This is a genomic window from Orenia marismortui DSM 5156 (assembly GCF_000379025.1).
In the GTDB taxonomy this organism is placed as follows: Bacteria; Bacillota; Halanaerobiia; order Halobacteroidales; family Halobacteroidaceae; genus Orenia; species Orenia marismortui.
This window is the reverse complement of record NZ_KB900617.1, coordinates 483,403-501,665: the sequence shown is the minus strand read 5'-3', so window position 1 is coordinate 501,665 and position 18,263 is coordinate 483,403. Positions and strand designations below refer to the sequence as shown.

At 32.3% G+C, this 18,263-nt stretch carries 11 protein-coding genes; all 11 read left to right on the top strand.

Annotated features, from left to right (window positions below; genetic code table 11):
- Nucleotides 1-55: 55 nt before the first annotated feature.
- The 11 genes from OREMA_RS0102135 to OREMA_RS0102085 all read left to right on the top strand — a co-directional run bounded on the left by OREMA_RS0102135 (nt 56) and on the right by OREMA_RS0102085 (nt 18,224).
- The gene (locus OREMA_RS0102135; protein ID WP_018247643.1) at nt 56-2,791 is read left to right on the top strand and encodes a GH36-type glycosyl hydrolase domain-containing protein; all 2,736 of its coding nucleotides are present in this window, start codon (nt 56-58) and stop codon (nt 2,789-2,791) included.
- Nucleotides 2,792-2,862: 71 nt separating this feature from the next.
- Complete coding sequence (gene mgrA / locus OREMA_RS0102130; protein ID WP_018247642.1) at nt 2,863-3,858, top strand: L-glyceraldehyde 3-phosphate reductase; 996 nt, start codon at nt 2,863-2,865, stop codon at nt 3,856-3,858.
- 423 nt (nt 3,859-4,281) lie between these two features.
- Nucleotides 4,282-4,710 (top strand): cupin domain-containing protein, encoded by a 429-nt coding sequence (locus OREMA_RS0102125; protein ID WP_018247641.1) that lies wholly within the window; start codon nt 4,282-4,284, stop codon nt 4,708-4,710.
- 30 nt (nt 4,711-4,740) lie between these two features.
- On the top strand, nt 4,741-4,941 hold the full coding sequence (locus tag OREMA_RS0102120) for a hypothetical protein (protein WP_018247640.1): 201 nt from the start codon (nt 4,741-4,743) through the stop codon (nt 4,939-4,941).
- Nucleotides 4,942-5,068: 127 nt separating this feature from the next.
- Nucleotides 5,069-6,049, top strand: a complete 981-nt coding sequence (locus OREMA_RS0102115) for a phosphotransferase family protein (RefSeq protein WP_018247639.1) — start codon at nt 5,069-5,071, stop codon at nt 6,047-6,049.
- Between the two features lie 255 nt (nt 6,050-6,304).
- Nucleotides 6,305-9,565 (top strand): hypothetical protein, encoded by a 3,261-nt coding sequence (locus OREMA_RS0102110; protein ID WP_018247638.1) that lies wholly within the window; start codon nt 6,305-6,307, stop codon nt 9,563-9,565.
- A gap of 209 nt (nt 9,566-9,774) precedes the next feature.
- Nucleotides 9,775-10,803 (top strand): LacI family DNA-binding transcriptional regulator, encoded by a 1,029-nt coding sequence (locus OREMA_RS0102105; RefSeq protein ID WP_018247637.1) that lies wholly within the window; start codon nt 9,775-9,777, stop codon nt 10,801-10,803.
- A 351-nt stretch (nt 10,804-11,154) separates the two neighbouring features.
- Nucleotides 11,155-13,062 (top strand): porin family protein, encoded by a 1,908-nt coding sequence (locus OREMA_RS0102100; RefSeq protein ID WP_018247636.1) that lies wholly within the window; start codon nt 11,155-11,157, stop codon nt 13,060-13,062.
- A gap of 191 nt (nt 13,063-13,253) precedes the next feature.
- Nucleotides 13,254-15,485, top strand: coding sequence for a carboxypeptidase regulatory-like domain-containing protein (locus OREMA_RS0102095; RefSeq protein ID WP_018247635.1), 2,232 nt, complete (start codon nt 13,254-13,256; stop codon nt 15,483-15,485).
- A 109-nt stretch (nt 15,486-15,594) separates the two neighbouring features.
- Nucleotides 15,595-16,719 carry a glycoside hydrolase family 16 protein gene (locus tag OREMA_RS0102090; RefSeq protein ID WP_018247634.1) on the top strand — a complete coding sequence of 375 codons (1,125 nt, stop codon included), beginning with the start codon at nt 15,595-15,597 and terminating at the stop codon, nt 16,717-16,719.
- Between the two features lie 134 nt (nt 16,720-16,853).
- Nucleotides 16,854-18,224 carry a glycoside hydrolase family 30 protein gene (locus OREMA_RS0102085; RefSeq protein WP_018247633.1) on the top strand — a complete coding sequence of 457 codons (1,371 nt, stop codon included), beginning with the start codon at nt 16,854-16,856 and terminating at the stop codon, nt 18,222-18,224.
- Nucleotides 18,225-18,263 lie beyond the last annotated feature (39 nt).

Here is an 18,263-nt window from a genome sequence, read left to right as displayed (position 1 = left end):
TAAGACTGAGTTTAAATATAAGACTCTTATAATAAAAAGAGAGGGGAATAAGTTTATGGCAGAAAAATCATATAAAACTTGGGAATTTATTGGAGGGAATGGAGAGTTTAGATTAGAAGATGCAGATAAGAGTAATTATCTTTATTTTCCATTGACAAATGAAGCTGGAATGATGTCTGCGATCACTCCTAATTTGCATGGGGATATTAAGACAGGTCAGAATACCTTTGCTTTGATGCCAGTTTCAGTTGAGGATTTGCATAATACTAAATCAGCAAGAAACTTTTGGATTAATATAGATGGAAGAGATATCTGGTCTGCTACAGGAAATTCAGCTCAACAAATAGCTTCACGATTTAAGCAAGATGGTGAAAGCGTTACTGTTGAAGCTGGTCTACTATGGCATAAGGTAATTAGAGAAAATGGTGAGTTAGGAATTAAATCAGAGATAACTAGTTTTGTTCCTGCTAATGATGATACAGTAGAATTGATGGAGGTTAAGATTATTAATACAGGAGATGAAGATAAGAAGATAACTCCTACAGCTGCTATACCTGTATATGGTCGTTCTGCTGATAATTTAAGAGATCATCGGCATGTAACTTCTTTGCTACATAAGATTAAGACTATAGACAGTGGTATAGTTGTCAATCCTACATTATCTTTTGATGAACGGGGACATAAGGTTAATAATGTTAGCTATGGTGTTTTAGGAGCAGAGCAGGATGGGAAGAAACCTATAGAGTTCTGTCCAGTTGTAGAAGATTTCATTGGAGAAGGTGGAAATTTAGAGTGGCCTAAGTCTATTGCTAAAGATACAGATGTTTATTGTCAATCTGGTGAAGAAACAGAAGGTTTTGAGGCAATTGGAGCATTGAGATTTAAAGACAGGATATTAAAAGTTGGGGAAGAGAAATCTTATATTCTGGCTATTGTAATTAATGAAAACGCTACCAATTTAGAAAAAATAGCAGAAAAATATTTAAGTAAAGATTTATTTGATAAGTATATAAGTCAGAATAAAGCTTACTGGGAAGAGAAGATTAATACAGTGCAATTCAATTCTGGCAATCAAGATTATGATCAATGGATGAAGTGGGTTACTTTACAACCTATTTTAAGAAGAATTTATGGTTGTTCTTTCCTACCACATCACGATTATGGTCGTGGAGGAAGAGGATGGAGAGATTTATGGCAAGATTGTTTGGCACTTCTTTTAATGGAGCCTGAAGGTGTAAGGGATCTATTGTTCAATAACTTTGCTGGAGTCAGAATTGATGGAAGTAACGCTACTATTATTGGTTCTAAGCCTGGAGAATTTATAGCAGATAGAAATAATATCAGCAGGGTATGGATGGATCATGGTTCTTGGCCATTTCTAACTACTAAGCTATATATCGATCAGAGTGGAGATTTAGAGTTCTTATTAGAAGGTCAGACTTATTTTAAAGATGCTCAAATTTATCGCTCAGAGAAGAAGGATGAAAATTGGAAGCCTGAAGATGGAAATAAATTATTAGATAGAGAAGGTAATGTTTATGAGGGAAGTATTTTAGAGCATATGTTAGTTCAGCATTTGACCTTATTCTTTAATGTAGGTGAGCATAATAACTTCAAGCTAGAGGGTGCTGACTGGAATGATGGTTTAGATATGGCTGAAGAAAGAGGGGAGAGTGTAGCCTTTACAGCTTTATATTCTAGTAATTTATTAGAGATGGCTAAGCTATTACGCAAGCTATCAGAAAACAAAGGTATTGATAAAATAGAGATTGCTGAAGAGATGAAGTTATTATTAGATACATTAGCTGATAGGATAGATTATGATTCAGTAGAAGCTAAGCATAAATTGTTAGATAAATATTTTGATAGTTGTGCGAGTGAATTTTCTGGCGATAAGGTTGAAATTTCCATTGAGGAACTTGCAAATGATTTAGAAGCTAAAGGTAAGTGGATTGTAGATCATCTACGCAAGAATGAGTTGATTAGAAATAGTGAAGGTTATGAATGGTTCAATGCTTATTATGATAATGATGGAGAGAGATTAGAAGGTGATCACCCATTAGGTACAAGAATGACTCTAACAGGTCAGGTATTTCCTATTATGGGTGGAGTAGCTACTGATGAACAGATAGAGAAGATAGTCAAAGCAGCTGACCATTATCTAAAAGATGATAGAGTTGGTGGATATCGTTTAAATACTAACTTTAAAGAGCTGAAGACCAACTTAGGAAGATTATTTGGTTTTGCTTTCGGTCATAAAGAGAATGGAGCAATGTTTAGCCATATGGCTGTAATGTATGGTAATGCTCTTTACCAACGTGGTTTTGCTAAGGAAGGATATGAGGTTATTAACTCTATTTATAAACATTGTAATGACTTTGAAAGAAGCAGAATCTATCCAGGGATACCAGAGTATATCAATGAACGTGGAAGAGGTCTATACCACTACTTGACTGGATCTGCTAGCTGGTTGTTATTAACAGAAGTAACTCAAGTTTATGGAGTTAGAGGAGAGTTAGGTAATTTAGTATTAGACCCTAAATTATTAAAAGAACAGTTTGATAATGAAGGGAATGCTAGTATCTATACTATTTTTGCTAATAGACCTTTAAATGTGACTTATAACAATAAAGATGGTATTGAATTTGGAGAATACAGTATTAAAAAAGTTATAATCAATGGTAAAGAGGTTGATTTTGAAGTAAAAGATGGATATACAGTAATTAAAAGAGATGTAGTAGATCAATTAAGTGCAGATAATACTCATCAAGTAGAGATTACATTAGGTTAATTATAAAAAAGGTATTGAGTGTGATTGCTTATTAATGTCACACTTATAGCCTTATTATAGGAGGCTAATATATGAAATATGTAGCAAGCAAAGATAGATATAAGAATATGAAATATAATCGTTGTGGTAATAGTGGTTTGAAATTGCCTGCAGTTTCCTTAGGTTTGTGGCATAACTTTGGTAATAATGATAATTTTGAAAATAGTAGAACTATGATTCGTAAAGCTTTTGATTTAGGTATAACTCATTTTGATTTAGCTAATAATTATGGTCCTCCTGCTGGTTCAGCAGAAGAGAATTTTGGAAGAATACTTAAAACAGACTTAGCAGGGTATCGCGATGAATTAGTTATCTCTACTAAGGCAGGTTATGGAATGTGGGAAGGCCCTTATGGTGATTGGGGTTCAAGAAAGTATCTCATATCTAGTTTAGATCAGAGTCTTAAAAGGTTAGGGGTAGATTATGTAGATATTTTTTATCATCATCGTCCAGATCCTAATACACCAATTGAGGAGACTATGGGTGCATTAGATAGTATTGTTCGCCAAGGTAAGGCTCTTTATGTTGGTATTTCTAATTATAATTCTGAACAGACTAAAGAAGCTTTAGCTGTATTAAAAGATTTAGGAACTCCTTGCCTTATTCATCAACCTTCTTATTCAATGTTTAATCGTTGGGTTGAAGATGATGGACTATTAGATCTATTAGAAGATGAAGGTGTTGGTTCAATAGTCTTTTCTCCTTTATCTCAAGGGTTATTGACAGATAAGTATTTAAAAGGGATTCCCTCTAATTCTAGAGCTGGTGGTTCAAGTCAATTTCTAAATGATAAAGATATTACAGAAGAGAAACTTAATAAGGTTAGAAGTTTAAATGAGATTGCTTCATCAAGGAATCAGACTTTGGCTCAAATGGCACTTGCTTGGGTATTAAGAAGAGGAAGAGTGACTTCTGTGTTAGTAGGGGCAAGTAGGGCCAGTCAGATTGAAGAGAATGTAAAGATTGTAGAAAACTTAGATTTCAGTGATGAAGAGTTAGCTAAGATAGAAGCAATTTTAAAAGCTTAAATGTTGTGCAAAAGCAGAATTAGACACAGAATGGCACAGATTCTATATAGAACACAAAAAAATTTAAAGATTTTTTAACCACGAATTAACACAGCGCCTTGAAAGAGAGGACTTTTGTCGATTGAGGAAGTACTCTTGGGGTGATTAACACGAATAAAGGACTAAAAAATTAACTTATCAATAAAATTCTTTTGAACTATTAGTATAGATTCACCCCAAGAGTACTTCTTCGAGAAAATCACTCTCAGGGCGCGTGTTTATTCGTGCTAAAAGAAGATTTTTATTTATATCTTTTGTTAAAGTAATTACTTCAACTTATAATGAAATATTTATCGGTTTCTATATAGATAGTAAAGTTTTGAAGCTTATAGATATCATTAGAAAGTTTAAGATTTTAATATGATAGAAAAGGGAAGTGAAACTATGGGGATTATCAAAGATTTATTAGAGGTAAAAGAGTATATTGATGAAGGATATAAGCCTGTAGTTGATTATGGTGAATGGAGAGTAGCAATTTTAAATTATTGTGATGAGTTGCTTCCACAGGAGATTACTAAAATGCAAAAGCATGATCAGACTGATGAGGTTTTTGTGTTATTAAAAGGTAAATGTATCTTATTTATCGGTGATGGTGATGAATTAGAGGTTAGAGAAATATATGGTCAAGATATGAAGCCAGGTAAAATGTACAATATTAAGCAAGGAGTTTGGCATACCCATACTTTAAGTGAAGATGCTATGGTTTTAATTGTAGAGAATAGAGATACCACTTTAGAGAACTCACCAGAGATAGAGTTAAATGAAAAGCAACAGAGTAAATTAGTTGAGTTAACAGAATCTCTTTGGAAATAATAAGTTAATGAAATTATAAGGAGACTAATAATGGAAGCATATGAGCAAGTATACCATCAATTCTATAGTGATATATATACTCAATTTTTTAAAAAAGTTAATAGTAGAATCAATAAATTGATGGCGATAATCATAGGAGAAGAAGCAGAATTTATAGTTGCAGATATCACTGACTCTAGAGAAGGTTTAAATGAATTAGTTTTAGAGTATTATAAGTCAATTAAGATGTGAATTAATTAATAAGTTTTAAGGTCTTTAGAGATAGATTCAAGTAATAACTAAAGAGGAAATTGGTATAATTGACTAATAAGCCTTTGCTAAGTTATTTTTAAATTCAAATAAGGAGCCTTAAGAGATTATGCAGAGCATAACCAAAACAAAGCTTAGAAAAGAAGAAGTTATAAGACTTACACAAGAAGCTTTTGGAAGAGATGTAAAGCTAGAAAAGATCAGAGAATTAACCGATGGTTTTTTTAATACTGCTTATATGATAGATATTAGTGAAGGTCCAAAAACTGTACTGAAGGTTTCTCCTGTGAAAGATGTTCAAGTTATGAGATATGAGAATAATCTTATGAAAACAGAGGTATTTGCTTTAAATGAGATGTATAAAAGCGAAGGTATTCCTGTTCCTAAGGTTTTATATTATGATAGTAGTGGAGAGATTATTGATAGTGAGTTTTTTTTCATGGAATTTGTATCTGGATCTTCTCTTGATAAGATACGTGAACAACTTACAGAGCAACAGTATAATGCTATTTATTTAGAACTAGGTAAAATTGTTAAGAAGATAAATATGATAAGAGGAGATTATTTTGGTCATATCTCTCAAGAAAATAAGAGGTTTAGTACATGGGCAGAAGCTTTTTTAAATATGATAAAAGATCTTTTGGATGATGCTAAAGATGTTAGAATATCATTTTCATATAAAAATGATAAGTTATATGATATTCTCAATGAACAAAGAGATATATTAAATCAAGTAAAAACCCCATCACTTGTTCATAAGGATTTATGGGAAGGAAATATTTTTGTAGATCCCAAATCAGCCCAAATTACTGGAATTGTAGATTGTGAGCGTGCTTTATTTGGAGATCCATTATTGGAAGCAGTATGTGGGTTTCTTATGAGAAATAATATTTTCATGGATGCATATATGGGAAAAGATAGTTTAAGTAAAGATGAGGAAATAAGGTGTATGTTGTATAAAATATATTTATATCTTATCATGATAATTGAGTCCACTTATAGGCAATATAAGGACAAAAGTATAGCTAATTGGGCAAGATCAGAGCTTAATAATACATTGAATGATCTAATTGAAATAAAGTGTATATAACTGTATTAAAGTTCTTTATATTAAGCTCACTATAAGAAGATTGGGATGAAGATTTACACAGATAAATAGAGATTAAAGATTGAAAAATTAAATGAATTAAAGTTTTAAATCAGATTTTAGTCTGCATCAAAAAAGTTTTGCTTTATATCCTTTATGAAAATAATTAGTTCAACTTGTATAGTTATGAACAAATAAATTTGAAAATATCATTAAGTTTATCTTTATTTAGAACAATAATAGAGGGAGGTAACATAAATGAGTAAAGAATTTTCACTAAATGAAAAAGGACATTTTATTATAGAAAATTATCAGAATAAACGTACTTTTGCAAGTTTCTTACCTGGGATTGCTGGTAAATTAGGAATTCCTATCTGGGCTTTCTATGTTAATCGGGGTCAAGGAATTGCTAGTTTTGGATCTAAGGATAAGGATAATCCGATTATGGAATTTTTCCCAGCTAATAAGTCCTATCGCAATGTTCCAACTAAAGGTTTTAGAACCTTTATTAAGCTAAAAAAAGATTTAGAAGAAATTGTTTATGAACCCTTTAGAAAGTTGAGTGAGGGAGTTTCAACCAAGATGACAATTGCTCCTCATGCTTTAACAATTGAAGAAGAAAATTTAAAATTAGGATTTAAGGTTAAAGTAAATTATTTCATCGTACCTAATGAAGATTTTGGTGCTTTAGTCCGCAGGGTAAAAGTAAAAAATATTTCTGATAAAGATCAAGAAGTTGAAGTTCTGGATGGTATGCCTATATTAGTACCTTATGGTATGGAGAATGGGGCTTTAAAAGAAGTTAGTCAGACTGTTTCTGCATGGGCTAAGGTTTATTCTTTTGAAAATAAGACTCCTTTTTATAAGCTTAGAGCTTCAGCTGAGGATGAAGCAGAAGTAAAACAGATGGATGCAGGTAATTTCTATCTTTCTTTTGTAAAAGAAGGAGAAAATAATAAACTACTAATGCCATTAGTTGACCCAGATGTTGTTTTTGCTGAAATGACTAGCTTAGATGAACCACTTGGGTTTATTAGAGAGGAATTAGCTGATTATAAGGGAGAACAGATCTTAGAGAATAGATTCCCAACAGCTATGTCTGCAACTAAAAAAATGCTAGAAGCAGGTCAAGAGGTTCAAATTGATTCAGTTTATGGAAACCTTGCTGATCAAGATAGACTTGCAGAAGTAGCAGAGAAGGTTTTAGCAGCTAGTTTCTTGGATAATAAAGAAGAAGAAACGAAAAAGGTTCATAACTACTATGCTGACTATATTTTCACTGTAAGTGGTGAGCCTACTTTAGATGCTTATAGTCGTCAAACCTTTATGGATAACTTACTTAGAGGCGGATTCCCTATTAGCCTAGGAAGCCAGGGGAATGAACAGACTTACCATATTTTTTCTCGTAAGCATGGAGACTTAGAACGTGACTATAATGAATTCTTATTAGAACCTACTTATTACTCACAGGGTAATGGTAACTTTAGAGATGTAAATCAGAACCGTCGTTGTGATAACTACTTTAATCCTAAAGTAAAAGAGGATAATATCAAAGTGTTTGCTAATTTAATCCAAGCTGATGGCTATAATCCATTAGTAATTGAGGGAAGTAAATTCTATATTCCGACAACAGAAGCTAGAGATGTTGTATTAGATGAAGTTTCTGAAGAAGCTAAAGAAAAATTAGCAAAAAGGTTGGAAAAACCTTTTACGCCAGGTGAAATTGCTGTGTTTATTGATAACTTTAATATAGATATCAACTTGGAAATGAAAGATTTTATTGATCTAGTTATAGATAATGCTGATTCTTGGACAGTGGCTAAGCATGGTGAAGGATATTGGATAGATCACTGGACTTATACATTAGATTTAGTAGAGAATTATCTAGCTGTATATCCTGAAAATTTAAAAGATTTATTATTTGATGAAAGTTATACCTTCTATGATAACTTTACTAAGGTCTTGCCAAGAAGCAAAAAGTATGTTTTAACTGATAATGGTCCAAGACAATATGAATCTGTCCATGAAGATGAAGAAAAAGAGCAGTTAATTGCTAATAGAGAATATCTTCCTTATGCTGTCAGAACTAATAAAGGAACAGGTGAGGTCTATTATACGAATTTGATTGTTAAATTCCTTGCTTTAGCAGTTAATAAAGTCTCTGCTTTAGATCCATATGGTATGGGAATTGAGATGGAAGCTAATAAGCCAGGGTGGTATGATGCTCTTAATGGTCTACCTGGACTTTTTGGTTCTGCTATAGCAGAAAGTATTGAAATAAAGAGAATTATAGATTTTTTAAATGATTCTCTAGCAGATGTTGATGATACTATTAAATTACCTCAAGAGCTTTATAGTTTCTATCAAGGCATTGTAGATGCTTTAAATGCCTGGATTGAAGATAAAGATAACTTTAAATATTGGGAGCTTGCTACTTCTTTAAGAGAAGGATATCGTGAAGAAGTATTTATGGGCTTTGCTGGAGCAGAAGAAGAAATATCTGTCAAGACTCTTAAAGATTTCTTCAATAAGGCTTTAGCTAAATTAAATTATGGAATTGAGGCTGCTAAGGAAGAGGATACAGGATTATTTACAATGTACTTCTCCTATGATGCAGTAGAGTATGAAAAGACTGGTGAAACTTCGTCTAAAGGATTAGCTCATGTAAAAGTAACTAAATTTGAGCAACATAGATTACCTGCATTCTTAGAAGGACAGGTAAGGGCTATGAAAGTTTTAGAGGATAAAGAAGAAGCTCGTAAACTACATGAAAGTGTTCATAATAGTGATTTATATGATCAACCTTTAGGGATGTATCGAGTTAATGGTGATTTAAATGATGAAAGCTATGAAATTGGTCGTGCTAGAGCATTCAGTCCAGGATGGCTCGAGAATGGTTCTATTTGGATGCATATGGAATATAAATACTTGCTAGAATTATTGAAAGCAGGACTTTATGATGAATATTATCAAGCTATTGATACTGCTTTAGTTCCTTTCCAAGACCCTAAAGTTTACGGTCGTAGCATATTGGAAAATAGTTCTTTTATTCTAAGTACTCTTAATAGTGATAAGAAAAATCATGGTCGAGGATATATTGCTCGTTTAAGTGGAGCTACTGCTGAATATATTCATATGTGGTCATTAATGTGCTTTGGTTCTAATCCATTTACTGTAAATGATGGAGAGTTAATTTATAAACCAGAACCAGTATTATCTAGTAATTTATTTACCACTGAAGCTAAAACTATAGAACTTCAGATTAGTGAAGTTGAAAGCAAAGAGATAGCAATTCCTCAAAATAGTTTTGCTCATCGTTTCCTAGGTGAGACTTTAGTGGTTTATCATAACCCTAGTCGAGCTAATACTTTTGGTGATAATAGAGTAGATATTGAAAGTTATAAGTTGTTGACTAAAAATGGGGAAGAGATTGTAGTAGAAGATTCAGAAGTTAAAGCTGATCTTGCTGAAAAAGTTAGACAAGGAGAGATTAGTAGAATAGATATCTTCTTAGCTTAGTTTATCATTAAAAGTAGGTTGCTAAATATATAGATTGAATTAAAGAAATTTACTTAGCGACCTACTTTAAAAATCTAAATAAAAATAATCTCCTCAAATCAAGTGGAAAAAAATACATCTTATTTTAAAATAAGTCTTGAAAAGTCACTGGGATTATATTATAATATAAATATCTACTGGGAGCGGTACCGAAAAGGGGATCTTATATTATGTCTAGCAATAAAAGTGTAAATATATATACTATTGCAGAGGAAGCTGGAGTATCAAAAAGTACAGTATCTAGAGTTTTAAATAATAAATCTGATGTTAGTAAAAAAACAAGAGAAAAGGTTTTAAAAGTGATGAAAGAGTTTAATTACTTGCCTAGTAAATTGGCAAGAAGTTTAGCTACTAATAAGACTCAAACGATTGGTTTGATAATACCTGATATAGCTAATCCTTTTTTCTCAGAATATATTAAAGGTGCCGAAAAGAAGGTTATTGAAGAGGATTATAATCTAATGTTATGTAGTAGTCATTGGACTGCTAAAGAAGAACTAAGAGAGATTAAAATGCTAAGAGAGGGAATAGTAGATGGAGTTTTGATGATTGGTGGCGGGATAGATATATCTGAATCCTATCTTGAATTTTTGGAAGAGAGCAGCATACCAATTGTATTTATAGATAGAAGAGTTGATTCTGATAATATACCTTCAGTTAATGTTGATAATTGTAAAGCTGCTTATAAAGCTACTAACTATCTTTTGGAATTGGGACATAGAAAGATAGCTTGTGTCAAAGGTCCAGATGTTTTACAATCTTCTCGAGATCGAGTGAAGGGGTATGAGAAGGCATTAGCTGATTTTGAGATAGACTATCGACTAATTAAATCGGGTTATTTTAATGGGGAAGACTCACATCAAGCTACTTGTGAAATCTTGAAGAATCATAGAGAAGTAACAGCAATTTTTTATGCTAATGATGCAATGGCTTTAGGTGGTATTCGGGCTATCAAGGAATTTGGTCTGCAAATACCGGAAGATATTTCTATAGTTGGTTGTGATGATTTAGATATAATTTCTTTAATAACACCTCCATTAACTACTCTTAAACAGCCTAGATATGAAATGGGATATGTAGGAATGGAAATGTTAATGAATAAAATAGATGATAAATTAATAATAGATAGCTCTAAAGATATAGTCTATGATATGGAATTAATTAAAAGAGAATCTGTAATCTCTTTAAATAAACTTTAGAATTAATGTTGAATTATAATTTTATTATTATGTATATTTTGTGTTATATATCAAAGTGTACAAAATAATAAGGTTATAATTAAATTTTAGATCTAGTGGTATAGTCCTGTATAAGTCAACAAAACAACTCATCAATATATATTAACTTTGATAAGGAAGACTGTTCAATATCATTGTGATATTTGACAGTTTAATAATAATAGCAAAACTATTAAATTAAAAAGGGGGATAGTTAGCTAATATTAATTTGAATTATATGCATAAGTTTATAAGCCTATAAGTCCTAATAATTTAAATCTGAAAGAAATCATATTAGAATTTAAACTTAATTAATATTAGGAGGGTTTATTTATGAAAAAGATTTCCTTATTACTTACTTTTTTATTAGTTTTTTCATTAGCACTACCTGCATTTGCAGAGACAGAAATCGAATTTGATGGGGGATTATGGTTGACTTTTGATGAATTTACAGAAGTTGATGGAAATCCTTGGTATTCTATGAATGGTAACACTAATATATTTGGGACTGGTGACTGGAAACAGTCTACAACTGATAATCCAAATGATAATCGAGAGAAATTTGAAAGCAAGATATTATTAAATACTAAAATTACAGTAGATGATACTGTAACAATCAATGCTGGATTTGAATCACTTACAGATGAGTTTAATGGTTATCCTAATGGTACAGGAGCTACTAGAGTACAAGAGACTCCAACTGTAAGAGATAATTCTCCAGTTCAGTTAAGAGATTTAACTCTTACTGCAGATACTAAATATGCTAAAATAATTGCTACTAATAATTTCAACTATAATTTTAATGAAAGAGTTCTTGCTACTCAATTTGAAGATAACTGGGGAGAAATGACTCCTTATGGTGAAGGGATATTGGTACAGACTGATATAGCTGGAGTGGCTACACAGGGATTTGTCTTCCAAACAAGTAAGGGTACTCCTGGTACTGCAAGTAGTGCTGGAGATGACATAATAGTTAATGAGCATGATACATTTAAGAAAGCAGATAAATTAATTTATGGTGCAGATTTGAAGAAGGATTTGGCTAAAGGAAAGCTTGGGGCTCTTATTATAAATACTCATGATAAAAGTTCTGATGAACAAGGAGAGAACTTTGATAAAGACCTTGATAATTTACATTTAGTTATTAATGGTGATTATTATTTAACAGATAAGGTTACTTTAAATGGTGAATTTATTACTGCTAAATATGGTGATGATGTAACAGAAGTTATTAATGTGCAGAATATTCCATGGCATACACCAGCTTATGATTTAAGCGGCCAAGGAGCTAAGGAAGATACTGATATATTTGAGGTTGGTGCTACTGTAAATCCATTACCTAATTTAAAGGTTAATACTTTTTATAAGAATGTAGGAGAAGATTATATAGCTGTAATTGGAGCAGATCATGATATGGATTCTTGGTTTGGAGATGCTAATTTCAATTATGGAGATGGTACAGGGTATGAGAAAGGTTTAGGTTTGAATGCTAGTTATGATTTAAAGACAATGTTTAATCCAACAGTTACTTTAGATTTAACTAATTATGAAATGACTAGAAGCCAATTAAATGGTGACGAAGATGATACTGAGACAGAGGTTGAAGCTGGTGTATCCTTTGGTGATGGTCCTTGGAGTCTAGGTGCTTCATATAGAGTTATGACTAGAGAGAATGATAACTTTGATGTAGATATGGAATATAATGATTTTAATGTAAATGGCTCATATAAGTTGGTTGATGATGAAAGATTAACTGCAGATTTACATGGTGATATTAATTACTATACTGGTGATGATAAGGCTATTGATCAGAACTTCTCTACTGAAACTCGTTTTAAAGTAGGGGCAGGAAGTAGTTATAAATTAAATGAATTTGTTACTTTAACTACTAGCTATGATTTCGGTTATGCAACAGAGGATAATGATGTGATAAAAGATGCTAGTGGTAGACAACATTTAATTAAATTAGGAGCTAGCTATAAGATTACTGAAAATAGTAGCTTTAGTTTAATGTATAAATACGATAATTATAATTTAGATAGAGATGCTACTGCAGATGATTTAGTAAATTCAGTGTATAAAAAAGAAGCAGAGCATCAATGGTATGATGGTGCAGAAAGTTGGGAACATGGACCAGAGAATTATGCATGGAATAATTGGCCTAATACTAGTACAATTGCTCCAAACTATAGTGGCTATACAACACATGAGATTAAAGCTACTTATAACGTAAACTTCTAAGCAAAAATCAAATTATAAAAGTTATATAGGTAAGGTTAGCTGAAATAGGTTGTAAGCTTTCATAACAACTATTATTAAATACTAAATTAAGTTATCCTTACCTCATTTAATATGAACTAATAATCATTATCTTTGATCAGAAATTGAATTGAATTTTACTGACCTTGATATAAATTCAAAGGGGGATAATAATGAAGAGATTACCTATTTTAATGATCTTATTAATAGGGTTATTGGTTTTTGCTGGATGTAGTAGTGATGATAATGATACAAATAATGCTCTTGAGTATACATTAACAGTAAATGTTGCAGATTCTAGTGGTGCAGTTGAAGGTGCTACAGTAACAATTGATGGAACAACTGCTACAACAGATGCAAATGGTATAGCTCAAGTGGTATTAACAGACGGAAATTATACAGTAGAGGTAAGTGCTACTGGTTATGAAACTGTTACTGAAGCTGTAGTTATTGATGGAGACGGTAGCAGTAAAGACATAACATTAACTGAGAGTACTGATGGTGGTTCTACAGATAACTCTACAAACTTAATTACAAATGGAGACTTTGAAACAGAACTAGGAAGTGAATGGGAAACTTGGAGTGATGCAGGAGCAGTATCACTTGCAATAGGAAATGGAGAATTAGTAGCAGATGTAACAGCTACTGGTGGAAATACTTATGATCCAAAGTTATTTCAATCTGGAATAACATTAGTAGATGGAACTGATTATATACTTAGATTTGATGCAAGAGCAGATGTAGCAAGAGATATTGTAGTTAATATTGGAGAACAGCTTGATGCAGATCCTTGGTTCAATGATATAGGAGGAAATCACATTAAGAGTTTGAATACAGAAATGCAGACATATACTGTAGAGTTTACTGCAGATATGAGTGTAGCAACTACAGGAGATTTAATATTTGAACTAGGAACAGGTGAAGCAACAAAATTCTATATTGATAATGTTTCACTAAAAGAAGTTCAAGCACAAAAACCAGCAGAATATATGTTAACAACAACTGTTAGAGATTCTAGTGATAGTGTAATTGAGGGGGCAACAGTAACAGTTGATGGAATAGATTCTACAACAGATGCAAATGGTGTAGCTACATTTACATTGTCAGATGGAACTTATACAGTAGATGTAAGTGCTAGTGGCTATGAGACTACTTCTCAATCGTTGACTATTAATGGAGCAGATAATTCTTTAGACTTCTCTTTAACTACAGCAACAAGTACTGGAACAACAGATGGAACAGTTACATTAGATGGTGAAGATTGGACAATTTGGTCAGAAGGAAGAACAACAGCTACAGTAGAAAGTGGAGCGGTAGAATTAGATGTTAATGAAGTAGGAGATGCATTTTGGAAGACACAGTTTTATAAAGAAGGTATAACAGTACCAGGAGCAGGAAGATATCTAGTTACATTTGAGGCAAAGTCAAATGTGCCAAGAGATATTAGATTAGAAGTAGCACCAACAGGTGCAGCTGTATCACCAGGACAATTTGATTTTCGCTTAACAGATACAATGCAGACTTATCAAGCAAGTTTTGAATTTTCTGGACTCACAACAGCTCCCCTTTATAAACTTAACTTTTGTTTAGGAGCAATAAGTGATGCAAGTCTAGCATCTACTGTAACAATAGATAATGTAAAAGTAACATCAGGTACAGCATTATCAACATCATCGTTGACAGTAAATCTAACAGATGGGACAGCCGCATTAGAGGGAGCAACTGTATCAATTAAGCAGACTAATACAGCAACTCCACTAACAACAGATGCTTTAGGAAATGCAGTGTTCAATTTAGAGAATAGACAATATACTGTAGAAGCAAATTTAGCAGGATATCAAAAAGCTTCAAAAACTATAGTATTATCAGGGGACACAACTATCAATCTTACATTAGAAGAAATTCAAGCAACAACAGATCCAGTATATTTATATGCAACTGATGGAATTCCAAGTGGTGCTATAGATTTAGTAGGTAGCTTAGATACTTGGGGTACAGGAACAACACAAAATCTCTCTTATGCAGATGATACAGATTATAACCCTTGTATAAGCATTCAATATGGTTCTGGTTGGGGTAATGTACTAGCCTATAATGAGATTGAAGCAGGTTCATTAGCAGGTTATGATACAATGAAGCTTAAAGTTAAAACAAGTGATTATCCAATGATTTTAGTACAATTAACAGGAGCCGATACACCAGAGTTTCCATATGATTTGACTACTTCAGATAGTAACTATACAATAATAGATTTAGGGAACGGGTGGAAAGAGCTTACTATTGATTTAGCTCGTTATGGAGATTTATCAGGAGTTACTCAACTAGCAATACACAATAATTCGGCAGATCAAACAGCAGGTATGGAAATATTATTAACAGATATTTATTTTGAATCTGCTCAGTAGTAATAGTTTCAAAACCATCAAAATCGTGGATGCTGAGGTGTCTGCGATTGATGGTTAACTTAATTAGCTAAAATAGGAACTTAAAACCTATAGACTAGGAGATAATAATATGCTTAAGATTAAGGGGAAATCATTTTTTATATTACTTTTAATTTGGATAATTATGATTTTAAGTGGTTGTACTGAAGAAACTAGTGGTGGAGGAGGTAATATTGATCAACAATATACCTTGACTATTAATATTGAGCATAGTTTAGATTCTACTTTCCAAGTAGAGGTTTATAAAGAGGGAGAAATGATTACTAGTGATGAAGGAGATTTAGTTCAATTCAGATTAAGTAATGGGAATTATACTATAAAGATATATAATAAATCTCATACTAAAATTAGAGATATTTTAATTAATGGTAGTAACGAAAGGATAGACATAAGCTTTTCACAAATATCGATTCCACCGGATAATTGGAAGCCTGGTGCTGGTTGGGTTCTTGATTGGAGAGATGAATTTGATTCTCCAACATTAGACTCCTCTAACTGGACTCGGCAAGTACTTCCGGTAGAAACAACATACAAATTCAATAAGGAATGGCAGGCTTATACTGATAGTTCTGAAAACTCTTATATCCAAATGCAGGAAGATAATAGTGATGGTGTACTTGTAATTGAAGCAAAGTATAATGGTAATGGTCTTGATAGAGGTAATTTTACCTCAGCAAGAGTGATCACTAATGAGAAAGTAGAATATAAGTATGGAAAGATAGCTGCCAGAATTAAAGTTCCAAAAGGGCAAGGGATTTGGCCAGCATTTTGGATGCTTGGTACAAATATTAGTGAAACTGGTGGAACAGTTGATTGGCCTTACTGTGGTGAAATCGATATCATGGAAAAAATAGGAGGTAATAATTCTAAAGAGCAGACAGTCCATGGAACGGTTCATTTTGCCAATCAATTAAATGAATGGCAATATATAGGTGGGTCTAAGGCTCTGTCAGAATATTTATCTAATGATTACCATGTCTATGAAGTAGAGTGGAGTTCTGATTTAATTATCTGGAAATTAGATGGTGTTGAATACCATAGACAAGATATGAGTGATCCTATGTTTGATGAATTTGAAGCACCATTTTATATACTTTTAAATGTGGCAGTAGGTGGAGAGTGGCCAGGTTATCCTGATTCTACAACAAATTTTCCACAGAAGATGTATATTGATTGGGTAAGAGTATATCAATAATATATTTTTAAGGTTGATTATATTATATTTAGATAATATAAGTTGGAATAACTTGATTACTAAGGTTTAAGGTGATTAATGTTCAGCTATTAATCCTAACTCTAACTTAATAAAAAGTAAAGGAGTGTATAATGATGAAGCTAGATAAAATTACAGTAATTCAAACAGCAAAAGATACAGATGATAGATTAACAGAAAAGGAAGCTTTATCCTTTCAACAAGACTATACTAAAAAAATCCCTACTGTAGAGATTAATAGAAATAAGAAATTCCAAGAGATTATTGGTTTTGGAGGAGCCTTTACAGAAGCAGCTTCTTCAACTCTTGATCAATTAAGTCCTGAAAAACGACAAGAAGCCATAGATGCTTATTTTGATCCAGATGAGGGAATTAATTATACATTTTGTAGAACTCATATCAACAGTTGTGACTTCTCCTTAGGGAACTATGCTTATACTGAGACCCCTGGTGATGTAGAGTTGAAAGATTTTACAATTGAAAGAGATAGAAAGTCTTTGCTTCCTTTGATTAAAGATGCTTTGAAGACTAAAGGAGAAAACTTCAAATTATTTGCTTCTCCCTGGAGTCCTCCTGCTTGGATGAAGACTAATGAGAGAATGAATAATGGTGGTAGCCTAAAAGATGAATATAAAGAAGTATGGGCTAAATATTTTGCTAAGTATATTAAAGAGTATAAAAAAGAAGGTATAGATATTTGGGGAGTAACAATTCAGAATGAACCAATGGCTACAACTCCTTGGGATAATTGTATTTATACTGATGAGCAAGAAAGAGACTTTGTTAAGATTTTAGGACCAACCTTGAAAGAAGAGGGTCTAGAAGATGTGAAGATTATGGTCTGGGATCATAATAAAGATATTATGAAGTCAAGAGTGGATACTATTATGTCTGACCCTGAAGCTGCTAAATGGGTTTGGGGAGTAGGATTTCACTGGTATGGTCCTGAAGACAGCAAATCTACAGTAGATAATGGTGTATTAGATTATACCTATGAGACTTATAATACCAATCTAGTATTTACTGAAGGATGTAATCCTTATTATAATATCGATACTGATAATTTAATTGGTGAATGGTGGACTGGTGAGAAGTATGCTCGCCATATTATTGCTGATCTAAATCATTGGACTGTAGCTTGGTGTGATTGGAATATGTACTTAAATGAAGAAGGTGGACCAAATCATGTAGGGAATCTTTGTGATGCACCTATTATGGCAGATAGAGAGAAAGATATTCTATATTATAATACACCTTATTACTATATGGGGCATTTCAGTAAATATATCCTTCCAGGTGCAAAAAGGATTGAATGGAAGTCTGATTTAGAAGAATTAAATATTACTGCTTTTGAAAATACCGATGGAAGTATAGCCGTTGTAGTAATGAATGAAAGTGATAAAGAAGAAGTATTTGCATTAAAGGATGGAGAGAAGGTTGTAGAATTAGTGATCCCAGCTCATTCTATTCAGACTTTATTGTATTAGTAATAGATTATTAAGGATTTATAAGAATATAAGAAAAAG